18 protein-coding genes are annotated in these 15,420 nt (G+C 72.2%); 11 read left to right on the top strand and 7 right to left on the bottom strand.

Translation table 11 applies throughout. From position 1 onward, the window contains the following. Positions 1–2: 2 nt before the first annotated feature. Positions 3–422 (bottom strand): cytochrome c oxidase assembly factor Coa1 family protein, encoded by a 420-nt coding sequence (locus KBY95_RS12600; RefSeq protein WP_254965393.1) that lies wholly within the window; start codon positions 420–422, stop codon positions 3–5. Positions 423–446: 24 nt separating this feature from the next. Next, entirely contained in the window at positions 447–875 is a 429-nt protein-coding gene (locus KBY95_RS12595) for a hypothetical protein (protein ID WP_254965392.1), read from the bottom strand. A gap of 126 nt (positions 876–1,001) precedes the next feature. Here KBY95_RS12595 and KBY95_RS12590 point away from each other — a divergent pair, with 126 nt between their 5' ends. Genes KBY95_RS12590 through KBY95_RS12575 form a run of 4 tightly spaced genes read left to right on the top strand, consistent with a single transcriptional unit; the run spans position 1,002 to position 4,323 of the window. Then, entirely contained in the window at positions 1,002–2,045 is a 1,044-nt protein-coding gene (locus tag KBY95_RS12590; protein WP_254965390.1) for a sulfurtransferase, read from the top strand. Between the two features lie 23 nt (positions 2,046–2,068). Then, positions 2,069–2,200: a hypothetical protein gene (locus tag KBY95_RS12585; protein WP_254965389.1), complete on the top strand. Its 132-nt coding sequence runs from the start codon at positions 2,069–2,071 to the stop codon at positions 2,198–2,200. Next, positions 2,197–3,309 carry a YeeE/YedE thiosulfate transporter family protein gene (locus KBY95_RS12580; protein ID WP_254965387.1) on the top strand — a complete coding sequence of 371 codons (1,113 nt, stop codon included), beginning with the start codon at positions 2,197–2,199 and terminating at the stop codon, positions 3,307–3,309. Before KBY95_RS12585 ends, KBY95_RS12580 begins: the two co-directional genes overlap by 4 nt. Positions 3,310–3,348: 39 nt before the next feature. Further along, positions 3,349–4,323 (top strand): class I SAM-dependent methyltransferase, encoded by a 975-nt coding sequence (locus KBY95_RS12575; RefSeq protein WP_254965386.1) that lies wholly within the window; start codon positions 3,349–3,351, stop codon positions 4,321–4,323. 9 nt (positions 4,324–4,332) lie between these two features. Here KBY95_RS12575 and KBY95_RS12570 read toward each other — a convergent pair whose 3' ends face one another. Both KBY95_RS12570 and KBY95_RS12565 read right to left on the bottom strand, forming a co-directional pair. Beyond that, positions 4,333–5,325: a zinc-binding alcohol dehydrogenase family protein gene (locus KBY95_RS12570; RefSeq protein ID WP_254965385.1), complete on the bottom strand. Its 993-nt coding sequence runs from the start codon at positions 5,323–5,325 to the stop codon at positions 4,333–4,335. 11 nt (positions 5,326–5,336) lie between these two features. After that, on the bottom strand, positions 5,337–5,774 hold the full coding sequence (locus KBY95_RS12565; RefSeq protein ID WP_254965384.1) for a hypothetical protein: 438 nt from the start codon (positions 5,772–5,774) through the stop codon (positions 5,337–5,339). A 57-nt stretch (positions 5,775–5,831) separates the two neighbouring features. On the opposite strand from KBY95_RS12565, the gene KBY95_RS12560 reads away from it, so the two are divergent. Beyond that, entirely contained in the window at positions 5,832–7,916 is a 2,085-nt protein-coding gene (locus tag KBY95_RS12560) for a bifunctional aldolase/short-chain dehydrogenase (protein WP_254965383.1), read from the top strand. Here KBY95_RS12560 and KBY95_RS12555 read toward each other — a convergent pair. Together KBY95_RS12555 and KBY95_RS12550 are read right to left on the bottom strand one after the other, a co-directional pair. Further along, entirely contained in the window at positions 7,913–9,337 is a 1,425-nt protein-coding gene (locus KBY95_RS12555; protein ID WP_254965382.1) for a sodium/glutamate symporter, read from the bottom strand. The genes KBY95_RS12560 and KBY95_RS12555 overlap by 4 nt on opposite strands. Then, entirely contained in the window at positions 9,334–11,244 is a 1,911-nt protein-coding gene (locus KBY95_RS12550) for a prolyl oligopeptidase family serine peptidase (protein WP_254965380.1), read from the bottom strand. Before KBY95_RS12550 ends, KBY95_RS12555 begins: the two co-directional genes overlap by 4 nt. 53 nt (positions 11,245–11,297) lie before the next feature. Here KBY95_RS12550 and def point away from each other — a divergent pair, with 53 nt between their 5' ends. The 5 genes from def (at position 11,298) to KBY95_RS12525 (ending at position 13,450) form a co-directional block, all read left to right on the top strand. Next, positions 11,298–11,903 (top strand): peptide deformylase, encoded by a 606-nt coding sequence (def, locus tag KBY95_RS12545; protein WP_254965378.1) that lies wholly within the window; start codon positions 11,298–11,300, stop codon positions 11,901–11,903. Between the two features lie 5 nt (positions 11,904–11,908). Then, positions 11,909–12,106, top strand: coding sequence for a hypothetical protein (locus KBY95_RS12540; protein WP_015109112.1), 198 nt, complete (start codon positions 11,909–11,911; stop codon positions 12,104–12,106). Positions 12,107–12,215: 109 nt separating this feature from the next. Beyond that, complete coding sequence (locus KBY95_RS12535; RefSeq protein ID WP_396095021.1) at positions 12,216–12,938, top strand: DUF3747 domain-containing protein; 723 nt, start codon at positions 12,216–12,218, stop codon at positions 12,936–12,938. A gap of 60 nt (positions 12,939–12,998) precedes the next feature. Further along, positions 12,999–13,169 carry a 30S ribosomal protein S21 gene (rpsU, locus tag KBY95_RS12530; RefSeq protein ID WP_006172073.1) on the top strand — a complete coding sequence of 57 codons (171 nt, stop codon included), beginning with the start codon at positions 12,999–13,001 and terminating at the stop codon, positions 13,167–13,169. Positions 13,170–13,213: 44 nt separating this feature from the next. After that, positions 13,214–13,450, top strand: a complete 237-nt coding sequence (locus KBY95_RS12525) for a hypothetical protein (RefSeq protein ID WP_254965376.1) — start codon at positions 13,214–13,216, stop codon at positions 13,448–13,450. Positions 13,451–13,460: 10 nt separating this feature from the next. Here KBY95_RS12525 and KBY95_RS12520 read toward each other — a convergent pair whose 3' ends face one another. Next, positions 13,461–15,002, bottom strand: coding sequence for a YifB family Mg chelatase-like AAA ATPase (locus KBY95_RS12520; protein ID WP_254965372.1), 1,542 nt, complete (start codon positions 15,000–15,002; stop codon positions 13,461–13,463). Between the two features lie 57 nt (positions 15,003–15,059). Here KBY95_RS12520 and KBY95_RS12515 point away from each other — a divergent pair, with 57 nt between their 5' ends. Beyond that, on the top strand, positions 15,060–15,404 hold the full coding sequence (locus KBY95_RS12515) for a histidine triad nucleotide-binding protein (RefSeq protein ID WP_254965370.1): 345 nt from the start codon (positions 15,060–15,062) through the stop codon (positions 15,402–15,404). Positions 15,405–15,420 lie beyond the last annotated feature (16 nt).

The following is a 15,420-nucleotide window of genomic DNA, read 5'->3' as shown; positions in this document are numbered from 1 at the left end:
GTTCAGAGCGAGGGCCTCAGCAGGCTGATCGGTCCACCGGCGCCGTTGGGCTGGAGCGTCAGGGTGGAGTAGGTCCAGGTGCCGGCGCTCTGGCGGGCCTGGACATAAAGCGTGCCGCTGCCCCTGGATCCCTGCAGGGGTATGGCCAGGTTGGCCTGGCCGGTGCCACCGGAGAGATTGACGCTGCCGGACACCAGCAGACCGCCGCTGATCGGCGTGCCCAGGCGGCTGATCACCACGGGATCCTTCTGGGCCCTGGCCAGGGCCTGTTGGTACGGCGTGGTCGACTTGATCAGCCCGAACACCAGGCCGACAATCAGGGCGATGAAGCCCGCCACTCCAGCCACCCCCGTGAGGCAGCCGGCCGGCACCAGCCATTTCCAGTTGCGGGCCCACCAGTTGGGGGCTGGCTTGCTGTCCATGGGGTGACTCTGGTCCGTAACCCCTCAGAGCCCTTCAAAGCGGACGTTGAGGTTGAGCTGGTTGGGGCCGATGGCGGTGGCCTGCAGCACCAGGGCGGCGGCCTTGCCCTCGGCGGTGCCATCCACCTTGGTGCCGGACGGGGGATCCAGCACCAGGTTGAAGCCCCAGGGGCCCACCACGGTGTTGATCTTGCGCTCGCTGTAGCCCTGCTTGGCCAGCGACGCTTTCACCTTGGCGAGCAGCTCCTCGGGCTTGCCGGGCAGCTGGGTGTTGAGGCTGGTCTGGCCGATCGCATTGGCGGCGAACAGGCTGGCAGCGGGCTTGGGCAGCGGCAGCGACAGGCCCTTGAGCAGCGATCCGGCCGGTGTGGCCAGGGCGGCGCCGCCGACCAGGGCGCCAGCGCCCACCAGCAACGAGGTGGAGAGGGCCAGCAGACGGGAACGCCAAGCCATGGCTGGTTCGCGGGGTCGCTGGAACGGTACCCCCATTCAGCTTCCAATATTTCAATGTCATCGCGATGGCAGGGGTGGGTTCCTGCCATCGATTAAATATCTATACACCGATCACCTTTGTGTTCAATGGCCGTCCTGCCGTCTCGTCTCACGCGCCGCCTGCTGCTCTCGGTAGCGGCCGGAACCGCCATCGCCACGGCCACCACCTTCGCCCTCGGGAGCGCCCCCAGCACCCAGGCCCAGGCCGCCGCTCCCGCCCAGGCCGCTGCGGGTGTCACCACCCTGGCCCCGGGGGGCACCAGCTTCCAGGTGTTCTCCCCTGAGCAGGCCGCTGCCGCCGCCAGCTCGGGCCGCTGGAAAGTGCTGGACGTGCGTCCGGTGCCCCCCCTCTCCTACATCGGTGGCCACGTGCCCGGTGCCGTTCATCTCTCGGAACAGGCCTTCCGCGGGCCCGACGGTCGCCTGCCCTTCCAGATCTGGGGCCCCACCAAGCTGGCCAGTCTGCTGAGCCAGGCGGGAATCTCCAACAAGGATTCGGTGCTCGTTTACTCCGACGGCAATGACGTGCTGGGCACCTCCCTGGTCGCCTACATCCTTGAAAAGAGTGGCGTGCGCCAGGTGGCGATCGTCAACGGCGGCCTGAGCGGCTACAAGGCGGCCTCCCAGCCCACCACCAAGGCCTTCCCGACGTTCCAGTCCGGGTCCTTCCGTCCCACCACGGTCAAGGGTCTGGCCATTCCCCTGAACGAACTGGCGCCCCTGATCGGCAAAAGCAACGTGGTGATCATCGACCCACGGCCCAAGGCCCAGTTCGAGGGCACCGACCAGACCTTCATCCGCAACGGCCACATCCCTGGCGCCAAGAACATCCCCTGGCAGATGTTCACCGAAGCCAGCAACGCCGATGAGGCCCAGAAGAACGCCCACACGCTCCGGTCGCTTGAGGAGATCCGGGCCCTGCTGGTCAGCCGTGGCATCACCCCCGACAAGGAGGTGATCGTCTCCTGCAGCACCGGCCGGGAAGCCAGCCTCCAGTTCCTTACCCTGAAGCATCTGCTCAAGTACCCCAATGTGCGGATCTATGAAGGCTCCTGGACCGAGTACAGCGCCTCCAAGCTGCCGATCGCCGTGGGTCCTGAAGGCAGCCCGGCCCAGGTGAGCAGCCGCTGATTTCCCCTCCCCCATCCATCGCCATGTCTTTGTTCCATCCCCGCGTCTGGGCGCTCGCTGCCCTGCTCCTGCTCCTGTACGCACCGGCCGCCACCCTGGCCTGTGACACCGGTAGCGACAGCTCGTCCCCTGCCGCCAAGTCGAAGAAGCGTTGAAGCAGCCGCTCCGCACAGCCCTGGCTGTGGCCCCGGCCATAGCGATTGGGGTGGCCCTGGCGGCCCGGCAACCGGCTTCGGCCCTCGTCTGGGGCCTGGGCTGCGGCCTCGGCCATGGGCTGGTCCGCTCCGATTTCGGTTTCGCCTCCGGCTACCGCCGGCTGCTGGAGCGGCGCGATCCCGGCCCTTCCTTCGCCCAGTTGCTGCTGGTGGCGCTGCTGGTGATCGCCATGGCCCTGGTGCTCGCCTTTGAGCCCCTCACCGGCCTGCGGCCGAAGCTGCTGGCCACCCCCCTCAGCCTGCCGTTCCTGGCTGGGGCCTTCCTGTTCGGCATCGGCATGGAGCGGGCCCGGGGCTGCGGCTGCGGCACCCTGGCCGCGGCCTCCCAGGGCGGGGGCGGCGTGGTGGCGGCCCTGATCGGTCTGGTGGTCGGTGCCTTTCTGGGCACCCTGCACGCCCCCCAGCTGGCCGCCCTTGGCTTGCCCCGACTCCCCTCCCCCTCCGGTCTCGAACTGTTCGGGCTGGCGGGATCTGTCGTGCTGCAGCTGGCTTTGATTGCCCTGATCGCCGTGCTGCTCTGGCGCTGGACTGGCCAGCTGCCGTGGCGTGGCGAGGGTCGCGGCCCCTACGGCGGCGCGGTTGCTCTGGCTGTGCTGGCCACCGGCCTGTTGCTGGTCACCGCGGAGCCCTGGAAGGTGCTCTGGGGCCTGGCCCTCAGTGGCGCCCACACCGCCCAGGCCCTCGGCTGGGATCCCCAGACCAGCCTGTTCTGGTCGAGTCCACGGGGCCAGGTGCAGCTGGCGGGCTGGGACGCCTGGCTGTTCAACGACGCCGTGCTCGTGGACCTGGGCCTGCTCTACGGCGCCGTGGCCACGGCCATCGGCCAGGGCCGCTTCCGCTGGCGGGGCGAGAGGTCCCAGGCCATGCCGGAACTGGCCCGGCGAGGCTTCGGCGGCCTGCTGATGGGTTACGGAGGGTTGCTGGCGTCGGGTTGCAACGTCAACGCCTTCCTGGGCGGGGTGATGAGCTTCAGCCTGCACGGCTGGATCTGGCTGGCGGTGGCCCTGCTGGGCTTCGCCGCCTCGTTGCGGCTGAGCCCCGCCGCCTGAGGCGAGAATGCCCTGCGTCGCCGCCGCCGCTCCGCCGCCATGGTCCAGGCCCAGCCAGCCGTCCAGGCCCAGCCAGCCGCGCCGCCGCCCAACTGGGTGGCCTCGCGCCATCCCCTTGGCTGGCTGATCGACCGGCTGCTGGGCGTCGAGCCGCTGCGGCAGCTGCTGTTCCTGCAGGCCCGGCAGCTGATCATCCGCACCGCCGAGCGCCGCGGCATCGCCTGGCGGGACCGGCGTGAGGAGCTGCTGCGGCAGGCCGAGCCACTGCTCGCCAGCAGCACCGACGCGGCCACCCGAACGCCTCCCTATTACCAGGCCCGGTTCCACGCCTACCAGGAGGGCAACCTCTGCTGGCAGGCGGCGGGTGAGGCGGAGCAGGCCACCGATGCCATGGCGCTGCGGGTGTGGCCGGGGGAAACCCTCCAGCCCCAGGACGCCCAGCGCCGGCTGCGGGACGCGATCTTCGCGGCGATCGAGCCCAGTCTCAGCGGCCCGGTGCACAGCGCCCTCGACATCGGCTGCTCGGTGGGGGTCGGCACCCTGGCCCTCAAGGAATGGCTGGAGCGGCGTGAGGGCCCAGGCGTCGCCGTTGATGGCCTCGACCTCTCCCCCCAGATGCTGGCGGTGGCCAGGGTCCGGGATCCCGGGGGGCGGATCCGCCGCTGGCACCACGCCGCCGCCGAAGCCACCGGCCTGCCGCCGGCCAGCGTCGATCTGATCACGCTGCAGTTCGTCTGCCACGAGCTGCCCGCCGAAGCCACCCGGGCGGTGCTGCGGGAGGCGGCCCGGCTGCTGACCCCTGGCGGGGTGGTGGCCCTGGTGGATCAGGACCCCGATTCGGCCGTGATCCGCCGGCTGCCGGCGCCGATCGCCACCCTGCTCAAGAGCACCGAGCCCTACCTGGAGGACTACTTCGGCCTTGATCTGCCCTTCGCTTTGGAGCAGGCCGGCTTCCGGAAGGTGCGCCGGGAGGCCTGCGATCCCCGCCACCGGGTGCTGGTGGCCGTGCGCTGAGGCCCGGCGTCAGCGCCAGCCCACCAGGGCCAGCTTGCCGATCGTGCTGCCGGAGGCCAGCTGGGCGTGGGCGATCTCCAGGTTGGCGGCGTTGATGGGGGACAGCGTGCGGCCCAGGGTGGGGCGCAGCTCACCGGCTTCGAAGAGCTCGGCGAGACGGTCGAGGATCTCCCCCTGCCGCCCCATGTCGGTGGTCTGGAACTGGGAGCGGGTGAACATGAACTCCCAGGCGAAGCGCACGCTCTTGGCCTTGAGCCGATTGAGGTCGAGGGGGCGGCGGTTGCCCACGATCGCCACGATCGACCCCAGCGGCGCGATGAGCGCGGCCATCGCCTCCCAGTAGGCGTCGGTGTCGCTGAAGTTGGCGATCCGATCCACCGCCTCAAAACCCAGGGCGGCCAGCTGGGGGGCCAGGGGTTGGTGGTGGTCGACGACGTGGTCGGCCCCCAGCTCTCGCACCCAGGCGGCGCTCTCGGGGCGGGAGGCGCTGGCGATCACCACGGCGCCGGCCCGGCGGGCCAGCTGAATGGCGATCGAGCCCACCCCGCCGGCGCCGCCGAGGATCAGCAGGCTGCGGCCTGGTCCCGCTTTTCCGTCTGGATCTAGGTCGAGGCGCTCGAACAGGGCCTCCCAGGCCGTCAGGCCCGTGAGCGGCACGCTGGCCGCCTCGGCCCAGGAGAGTCGTGCCGGTTTGCGGCCCGCCAGGCGCTCGTCCACCAGCACGGCTTCGGCGTTGCAGCCGGCCCTGCTCGCATCGCCGGCGAACATCACCGGATCCCCCACCCGCAAGCGGCTCACCCGTTCCCCGGCCGCCGCCACCACCCCGGCGGCGTCCCAGCCCAGCTGCTTGGCCGCCGCGCCGGCGCCCACGGCGGCCCTCAGCTTGGTGTCAATCGGGTTCACCGCCACCGCCTCGATGCGCACCAGCAGGTCGTGGGGGCCGGGGATGGGCTCCGGCAGCTCCGTTTCCACCAGGGCAGGGGTGGCGAGAATGGCTCTCATGGCGGGCGGGTTCAGTAGCGGCAATAGCCCACTTCTCCCTGCAGGGGCGGTTTGCAGGGGAAACGCAGCGGCACGAAGATCCGGTTGCCGTTGGCGTCATTGGTGAGCGACATGTTGCCCTGCACGTAGAGCTCCCGGCGCCAGATCCCCCCCAGCCGGTCGCGCAGCAGGTCGCTGCCGCTGGGGTCCTTGCCCTTGCCGGACACCTGCCGGTAGGTCATCGACTGGCCGTCCTTCCAGCGGATCGTCAGGCCGCCGGGGATCTGCGCATCGACGCAGGCCAGGGGCTTGTCGTTGTACTCGCAGTCCTTCCAGCCGTCGCGGGGGATCTGGGGAGGGACCTTCTGGGCCAGGGCGGGGGCCACCCCCGCCATCACCGCCAGCAGCAGAGCGAGCCACGCCCCGCCGGCCCACGACTTCAAGTCCTCGCGGCGGCAACGGATGGACACGGGCAGCCCCTGGAGGATCGCTCCCCGTAGTCTCCCCCCAGAGTCCCGTTTCGCCCCATGGCCGTGCAACATCGCTGGTCGGATGCCGCCGCCCGCGAAGCGATCGCCCGCTACGGCGCGCAGGGCGTGGGCGAAGACCTGGCCCTGCGCACCTACTCGGCCCGGCTGCTGGGGGCCGACCCGGAGCTGGTGCTGCACGGCGGCGGCAACACCTCGGTGAAGACCACCGTGACCGGGCTGCTGGGGGAGCCGATCCGGGTGCTGTGCGTCAAGGGATCGGGCTGGGACCTGGGCACGATCGAGCCGCCGGGCCATCCGGCGGTGCGCCTGGAGCCCCTTCAGGCCCTGCGGGTCCTGGAGTCCCTCAGCGATGAGGCGATGGTGGCCGCCCAGCGCCAGAACCTGATCGACCCGGCCGCCCCCAACCCCTCGGTGGAGGCGCTGCTGCATGCCTTCCTGCCCCACACCTTCGTCGACCACACCCATTCCATTGCCCTGCTGGCCCTGGCCGACCAGCCCGATGCGTCCAAGGTCTGCCGCGAGGTCTACGGCGATCGGGTGGCCCTGGTGCCCTACGTGATGCCCGGTTTCGCCCTGGCCAAGGCGGCCGCCCTGGCCTATGAGGCCGCGGCGGCCAGCGGCCACGAACCGGAGGGCATGGTGCTGCTGCAGCACGGCCTGTTCTCCTTCGGGGCGAGCGCCGAGCAGAGCTACGACCGGATGATCGACCTGGTGCGGCGGGCCGAGGAGCGCCTGGCCCGGGGTGAGCGCTCGCTCCACGCCGTGGCCGTGCCGGAGCGCCCGGCCCCCGCGGCGGCGGTGCTGCCGCTGTTGCGGGGCGCCCTTGGCCGGGCCGCCGTCACCGCCGGCGTCCGCCCCCACTGGATCCTGGCGCTGCGCGACACGCCCCTGGCCCGTGCCATCAGCGACGACGCCAGGCTGCCGGATTGGGCCGGCCGCGGCGTCGCCACCCCCGACCACGTCATCCGCACCAAGGCCCGGCCCCTGGTGCTGCCGCCCCTGCCGCCCGGCGGCGACGGCCCGGCCCTGGCCGCCTGGGGCAAGGCCCTGGAGCAGGCCCTCGACGCCTACGGGGCCGACTACCGCGCCTATTTCCAGCGCCAGAACGCCGCCGCCGGCGGCGTCAAAAAGGCGCTCGATCCCTTGCCGCGGGTGGCGGCGATCCCTGGCCTGGGGCTGGTGGGGATCGGCAAGTCGGCCGCCGAGGCGGCCACCGTGGCCGACATCGCCGAGGCCTGGGCCCAGACCCTGCTGGCAGCTGAGGCCATCGGCCGCTTTGCGCCCGTGGGAGAGGCCGACACGTTCGCCATGGAGTACTGGAGCCTGGAGCAGGCCAAGCTCGGCAAGGCGGCCGAGAAGCCCCTGGCCCGCCAGGTGGTGCTGGTCACCGGAGCGGCCGGGGCCATCGGGGCGGCGACCGCCCGCGCCTTCGCCGCCGCCGGGGCTGACGTGGCCGTGCTCGATCTCGACCAGGACGCCGCCGCAGCGGTGGCGGCCTCCTGCGGTAAGCGGGCCCTGGCCACCGCCTGCGACGTCACCGACCCGGCGGCGGTGCAGGCCGCGATCGCGGCGGTGGCGGCCCATTTCGGCGGCCTCGACATCGTGGTCAGCAATGCCGGTGCCGCCTGGACCGGCCCGATGGCCACCCTGGCCGACGCCGACCTGCGGGCCAGCTTCGAGCTCAACTTCTTCGCCCACCAGAGCGTCGCCCAGGCGGCCCTGGCGGTGTTCCGCGCCCAGGGCCTGGGCGGCCAGCTGCTGTTCAACGTCAGCAAGCAGGCCCTCAACCCCGGCCCCAACTTCGGCGCCTACGGCATCAGCAAGGCCGCCCTGCTGGCCCTGGTGCGCCAGTACGCCCTGGAGGAAGGCGAAGCGGGCGTGCGGGTCAATGCCATCAACGCCGACCGCATCCGCTCCGGCCTGCTCGACGACACCATGATCAAGGAGCGCTCCGCCGCCCGCGGCCTCAGCGAGGAGCTCTACATGGCCGGCAACCTGCTGGGGGCCGAGGTGCGCGCCAGCGATGTGGCCGACGCCTTCGTGGCCCTGGCCCTGATGCAGCGCACCACCGGCGCCGTGCTCACCGTCGATGGCGGCAATGTGGCGGCGATGGTGCGCTAGCTGGCCGCTCTGGCGCGCGCCGCCAGCCACAGCCCCAGCCCGCTCCACAGCACCACAAGGCCCAGGCAGAGGCCGGTCCAGGCCGGCAGGCCCCAGCCGTCCACCACCAGGGGGGCCACCACGGTGATCACCCCCCCGGCCAGCAGGGGCTGGAGCAGCAGCTGCTTGATCGAGAACGCCGTCACCGCCTGGCTGCGGTCGCCCGGGTCGGCCATGCGCAGCAGCAGCAGGCCGCTCGCCGCCACCCCCGTGGCCTGGCCGAACTCGATGATCGCCCGCTCGAACCAGTCGGACGGCAGGATCCGCGGGGCCAGCAGCAGGATCACCCCCAGGTTCCACAGCAGACCCGCCAGAGCCAGCACCGTCAGGGGGATCCAGTCATGGGCCAGCAGGCTCAGGTCCAGGCAGGCGGTGGCGGCGGTGATCAGCAGATCGGCCGAGACGGTGCCGGTCTGGCCCTGGATGGCGGTCGAGACCCACTGGGTCTGGCCGCTCTTCTCCAGGATCAGGCGCACCAGCAGGGAGCCCACCAGGGCCAGGGGGAACACGGGCAGGGCGTCGATCACCAGGGCGAACACCCCACCGCTGGCGTCAGCGATGAAGCGCAGCGCCGCCAGCGCCCCGCAGCCGAACAGCACCGCCACCCCGGCCAGGGCGAGGTTCACGGCCCAGTCGGCAATCTGCCGCCACAGGGCCGGAACCTCCACGGTGCCTGCCTCCAGGGGCAGGTCCAGCGGCACCTCCTGCAGGGGCTGGGTCTGCTCCTCCAGGATCGCCACCGCCTCCTCGATCAGCAGGGCCTCGGGAAACTTCAGCCAGCCCCGAGCCCGCCCCACTACCACCAGCAGTCCGCCCACCACCGTCGACACCAGCAGCCCCACGGTGGCCATCGCCAGCCCCAGGGCCTGGGCTCCCTCCAGCCCCAGCCGCTCGTAGGTGGGCCCCATGGCCGCGGCTGAGCCGTGGCCGCCCTCGAAGGCCACTTCGATCAGGCAGGCCATCACCGGACTCACCCCCAGCCAGGGCTGGAGCACCAACAGCACCGCCAATCCCCCCACCAGGAACTGGCCGAAGGCCAGGGTGAGCGCGAGCAGCACCTGGGCCGAGAGGGGACGCCACAGGCCCCCCAGCCTCGGCAGCGGCTTGCCAAGAAGCAGGGTGGCGAACACCAGGGTCAGCAGCGGCAGGGGCAGCTGGTCCCAGAGGTTGATCACCCGCTGGGGCAGCAGGGGCACCAGCCCGGCCGGGGCCACCACCAGCCCCAGCCCGCCCGCCAGCAGGGCCTCCGGCAGTCCCCAGCGCTTCATGCCCAGCAGGCCGCCGATGCCGCTGCCGATCAGCAACAGCACGGTCAGGGCGGCCAGGGCCAGGGCCAGCCATTCGACGCCTTCCACCACCTCCGGCACCCGTGCGGCGATCACAGGCGGAACTGGCGGCGGAAGAAGGCTTCGGTGGCTTCGAGCACCGCGGTGCGCACGCCGCTGTCGCGGAAGCCGTGGCCCTCTGCTTCAAACAAGTGCAGTTCCGTTTCCAGTCCGCCTCGCCGTAGGGCTTCCACCATCTGCTCACTTTGACGCGCCGGCACCACCCGGTCGTCCAGCCCATGGAAGAAGATCACCGGCACCGTGATTCGCCCCGCGTGCCGCAAGGGTGAACGGGCTTCGTAGAGGGCCCGCGCCACGGGCCAGGGGCCGATCAGGGTTTCGGTGTAACTGGCCTCGAAGCGGTGATCCACTCCGAGCAGGGCCTCGGGATCGGCCACCGGGTAGCGGCAGGCGCCGGCTTGGAACACGTCGGTGAAGCACAGGGCCGCCAGCACGGTGAAACCGCCAGCGCTGCCGCCCTCGAAGGCCACCCGGGCCGGGTCGGCCTTGCCCGCCGCCACCAGGGCCCGGGCGGCGGCGGCGCAGTCGGCCACATCCACCACGCCCCACTGGCCGTCGAGCCGCCGCCGGTAGGCCCGCCCGAAGCCGGTGGAGCCGCCGTAGTTCACATCCACCACGCCCCAGCCACGGCTGGTCCAGAACTGGATGGCCAGGTTCAGCCCCGTGCCGGCCATGGCGGTGGGGCCGCTGTGGCCCTTCACCAGCAGGGGGGCCTCGGCGCGGCTGCCCCCCCGGGGGGGGTAGTACCAGGCGTGGGTCGCCGCCCCACCGTGGCCGTCGAACCAGAGCGGCTCCGGCCGGCTGATCGCTTCTGCCGCCAGGGGCAACGGCGCGGCTGGGGTGTGCTGCCAGCTGCCGCTGGCCGTGTCCAGCTCCAGCAGCCCCTGGCCGATGTCGGGGGCGCCCGCCACCGCCACCAGCCGGCCCGCTTCGGCGCTCAGGGCCGCCAGCTCGGTGAAGGGCAGGGGGATCGGCTCGAAGGGGCCGCCGTCGACCCCCAGCCGGCCCAGCTCCCAGCGCCCCTGGCGGCAGACCGCTGCCAGCAGCCGGGTGCCGTCCCAGGCCAGGGTGCGCAGGCCGTAGACCCACTGGGGCCCGCCGAACTCCGCCTCCAGGGGGCAGAGCGGCTGCCACCGGGGCGGGGTGTTCGTCCCCAGGGCAGCCACGTCCGCCAGCCGCTCCAGATTCCACCAGCCGCTGCGGTCGTTGGCCACCACCAGGGAGCCGTCGTCGAGCCAGAGGGGCTGGAACACCGAGATCCCCTGGGGATCCCCAGGCCCCGAACCGGCGATGGGCCGGGCCTGCTGCAGTTGCCCAGATGCATGGATGGCGGCGAGCCAGAGCTGGCTGCGCTCCCAGGGCATGAAGGGCTGCTGCCAGGCCACCCAGGCCAGGTGGCCGCCGCCTGGGGCCAGCACGGCGTAGCCGCAGAAGTCGGCCGGCTGGTGCAGCAGCTCCGGTTCGCCCCCCGCCAGCGGCACCGCCACCAGCCGGTCGAGGCCGTCCTGCTCCATGACACCGATCCAGCGCTGACGCGGCCGGTCGATCAGGCCATCGGCGAAGGCCCGCGGCCGCTGCGGGTCGGGGGGGGCGGTGAGCCGCCGGGGTGCCGCGGCGGGTAGGGGGTCACCATCGCTGGCCAGGCTCAGCTGCCACAGGCAGCGGTCGCCGTCGTCGACGAACACCAGCTGGTCGCCCGCCACCGCATAGGCGCCGCCGCCGTAGTCGTGCACGCGGGTGCGCAGGTTCCAGGGCCCCGCTGTGAGCTCCACGGCCGCGGCGCCGCGCCGCGCCATCAGGGTGGTGCGGCCCCGCTCGCTGGGGCGCTGCTCCAGCCAGAACAGGCGCCCCCCGTCCAGCCGCGGTTCGGCGACGCTGGTGGCCAGGCCCACCGCCACCTCGGCGGGCAGGGGCCCATCTTCCTGCCAGGACTCCGCCCCCACCCGAGCCCTCCGCAGGCTGCTTCTAGAATCGATCCATCGTTTCAGGTGACGTCTTGGCCCGCAGCTTCGCCCAGATGGCACGCTCCGCCGAGCAGGGTGGTCATTCCGTATTGGTGCCGAAGGAGCCGGTGGAACGGCCCCCCCTCGAGATCCACAAGCTGGGGTCGAAGGAGCTGCGGGCCGCAGCACGGCGCATCAGCAAGGTGGATGCCTCCGTCCGCGACCTGGCCCGCGACATGTTGCGCAGCATGTACACCGCCAAGGGGATCGGCCTGGCGGCCCCGCAGGTGGGGGTGCATCGCCAGTTGCTGGTGATCGATCTGGATCTGGAGGAGGCGGCCACCCCGCCGCTGGTGCTGATCAACCCCGAGATCACCGCCGCCGGCGCCTCCTTCAACACCTACGAGGAGGGTTGTCTCAGCATCCCCGGCGTCTATCTGGATGTGGTGCGCCCGTCGGTGGTGGAGGTGACCTACCGCGATGAGACGGGCCGCCCCCGCCGCCTCAAGGCCGATGGCCTGCTGGCCCGCTGCATCCAGCACGAGATGGACCATCTCAACGGCGTGCTGTTCGTCGATCGGGTCACCGACGAGCTCAGCCTCAACGACGGCCTGCAGCAGCAGGGCTTCCACCGCTCCGACGTCCAGTCGATCCGCTGATCCCCATGCCGATGAAACCCCTGGCCGGCCTCTTCCTGGGCCTGGCCTGTCTGCTTGGCATCGCCGCCACCGGATCGATCTTCGAGCTCTCCTACGGTGACCCCGACCTCGGCGTTCAGGCCACCCGCTGGATCCTGGCCGGCAGCCTGCCAGGCACCGTCCTGGCCCTGCTGGTGGCGATCCGCATCAACAAGCCCGCCTGAGCCCGCCCCAGCTCACCGCGCCCCCTCGGCCGGCCCGACAACCGGCCGGCTGATTGGGCCCATGGGCTGGTTTCCGGCGGTTGCCGTTCATACGATTTAGGCCGCTTCGATGAACGCCGTGACCCTTCCCGTGCTCCACCGCGCAGGCCTGGCGGCCCTGGCGGTGCTGGCGACAACCCTGGCCACTGCAGCCCCCGCCCCGGTCCGAGCCTCCGCCCTGTTCGCCGCCGCCGAGGTGGACCAGCAGAACTTCCTGCTGGTGGCCGCCCCCATCGGCAGCAAGGGCGAAAAGGCCCAGCTCAACATCTACGAGCAGCTCAAGCCGGTGCGCCCCTGTTTCGAGGTGAGCGAGGGCCTGCCGTCCCCGGTGAACCCCCTGCTGGCCACCTTCGATTTCACCGGCATCTGCAACCGTTACATCGACGCCAACGGCTACTCGGTGCGGGTGGGCGGCCAGGACCTGGCCACGTCCTACCGGTTGATGGTCACCCGCAGCGGCGGCGACATGCTGCTGCTGGCCTTCCCCACCAAGGCCGGGGCCGGCCCTGAGATGGTGGTGGCCCGCACCCGGGGCAGTGCGCCCGGCTTCCTCAAGCTCCACCTGGAGCCGAGCTGGCGGCTGATGCGGCGCCAGTTCGGCGGCCGCAACCTTGGCCACCTTTACGTCTATGCCGACAGCTGGCCGGGAACGGCGGCGACCGCCGCCCAGCCACAGCCCACCGCGGTTGAGCCCGCCCAGCCCCCCACCGCCGCGGTCCCCGTCAAGGAGGCGGCTCCGTCCGCGGTCCAGCAGCCCGTGGCGCCGCCGGCCGTCCCCGCCACCAAGCTCTGAGCGGGTGGGTGAAGCGCCGCTTGCTAGGGTGCAACGCTGCGCACGTCTCAGCAGTACTTCATGACCCAGGTCACCGTCGGCGAAAACGAAGGCATTGAATCGGCCCTGCGCCGCTTCAAGCGCCAGGTGTCCAAGGCGGGCATCTTTGCCGATCTGAAGCGGCTGCGCCACCACGAAACCCCCACCGAGAAGTACAAGCGCAAGGCCCAGCAGCGCCGCCGTCGCCGCTGAGCTTCGCTCCGGCGTCTTCGCTTCAGGTGCTTGTACCTGTTGCCTTGCCCTCCGCCCGTGAGCAGGCTGGAGGGGCCATCGCTGCAGGGTCCATGGGCCATCCGATTGCTTCGACGGCGGGCCAGCCAAGGTCTGCCTCCCTTCTTCAACGGCTCAGCCACTGGTTGGCCGAGACCATCAACCACGCCTGGGGCAACCCGGCGGAAGAAGCCCAGCACCGCCCGCCGGCGATCGGTGTGCAGCCCTTCAGCGGCGACACCACCCGCCGGCGCCGCCGCTGATCCCGGGGTTTCAGGCCACCTGGTCGAAGGATCTGTAGCTGAGGGCTTCGGCGATCGCCGAGCCCGACACCCGCTCGGCACTGGCCAGATCGGCGATCGTGCGGGCCACCCGCAGCACCCGCTCCGCCCCCCTGGCGGACAGGCGCCTCTGGCTGATGGCCCGCTCCCAGAGGACCAGGGCGTCGGGCTCCGGGTTCACGATCGCGGCTAGGGCGGGGCCATCCAGCTGGCCGTTGGCCGCTCCTGCCGGATTGCGCTGGCCCATCCGCCGCCGGGCCGCGGCCACCCGTTGGGCCACCACCGCGCTGGCTTCGCCGCCAGGGCCCCGTTGCTGCGCTCCCTCCCGGTAGGCCCCACCCAGGTCGTGGGCCTCGGGGCGTCGCATCACCACCTGCAGGTCGATCCGGTCGAGCAGGGGCCCGGAGAGGCGCCCCCAGTGCCGCTGCCGCTGGGCTTCGCCGCAGCGGCAGCTCTGGCTGGGATCGCCGTACCAGCCGCAGGGGCAGGGGTTGGTGGCGGCCACCAGGAGCACCCGGCAAGGGAAGCGGCACCGCTGCTGGGCCCGGCTGATCCACAGCTCCCCCTCCTCCAGGGGCTGGCGCAGCTGGTCGAGCACCTCGCGGCGGAACTCCGCCAGTTCATCGAGGAACAGCACGCCGTGGTGGGCCAGGCTCAGCTCCCCAGGCCGGGGCAGGGAGCCGCCACCGACCAGGGCGGCGGCGGAGCAGCCGTGGTGGGGGCTGCGGAACGGGCGCTGCCGCCGCAGGCCGGCCCCCTCCCCCAGCAGACCCGCCAGGGAGTGGAGCTGGGTGACCTCCAGGGCCTCCTGGTGCCCCAGGGGCGGCAGCAGTGGCGGCAGCCGCCGGGCCAGCATCGTCTTGCCGCTGCCGGGTGCCCCCACCAGCAGCAGGTGATGGCCGCCGGCCGCGGCGATCTCCAGGGCCCGCCGGCCATGGGCCTGGCCGCGCACCTCGGCCAGGTCGGGTCCGGCGGCCACCGGCGGGGGCAGGGCCGGACTGGCTGGCGCCGCTCGGGCCCGCCCCGGATCCCGCAGCAGGGCCACCACCTCCCCCAGATGGTCGGCTCCCCAGACGGCGAGCCCCTCCACCAGGGCGGCCTCGGCGGCGTTGGCCGCCGGCACCACCAGGGCCCGGGCGCCGTGCCGGCGGGCGGCCAGGGCCAGGGCCAGCACCCCCCGGATCGGCCGCAACTGCCCGTCGAGGCCCAGCTCCCCCGCGCTCCAGACCCCTTCCACCTCGGCGGCGGCCAGCTGCTGGCTGGCCACCAGCAGCCCAAGGGCGATGGGCAGATCGAAGCCGGGGCCCGCCTTGGGCAGGTCGGCGGGGGCCAGGTTGACCACCACCCGGGTGAGGGGCACCCGCAGGCCGCCGTTGCGCAGGGCCCCCCGCACCCGCTCCCGCGATTCCTGGGCCGCCGCATCCGCCAGACCCACCACCCGCAACCCCGGCAGCCCCGGCGCAATGTCCACCTCCACCGTCACCGGCAGGGCCTCCAGGCCCCGCAGGGCCCCACTGCTGCACCGTGCCAACATCCCCTTCGGAGCCCACTGCCCGTTCAGTGCCACCTCCCGACCACTCCCCGGCGTCCCATGGCCAGCAGCGACACCATCTTCGGCCGCATCCTCAGCGGCGAGATCCCCTGCCAGGAGGTCTATGCCGACGACCTCTGCCTCGCCTTCCGGGATGTGAACCCCCAGGCGCCGGTGCACGTGCTGGTGATTCCCCGCGAGCCGATCGCCCAGTTGGGTGAGGCCACGGCCGAGCACCAGGCTCTGCTGGGCCATCTGCTGCTGGTGGCCGCCAAGGTGGCCCGGCTCGAAGGGCTCGAGAGCTGGCGCACGGTGATCAACAGTGGCGCCGACGCCGGCCAGACCGTGTTCCACCTGCACGTGCATGTGATCGGCGGCCGCCCGCTGGCCTGGCCGCCCGGCTGATGGCCGCCTTCACACC

Origin of the sequence: Cyanobium sp. Aljojuca 7A6 (genome assembly GCF_024346455.1) — a bacterium.
Taxonomy (GTDB): domain Bacteria; phylum Cyanobacteriota; class Cyanobacteriia; order PCC-6307; family Cyanobiaceae; genus Cyanobium.
The sequence above is the reverse complement of the archived record's forward strand: the minus strand, read 5'-3'. Positions and strand labels throughout refer to the sequence as shown.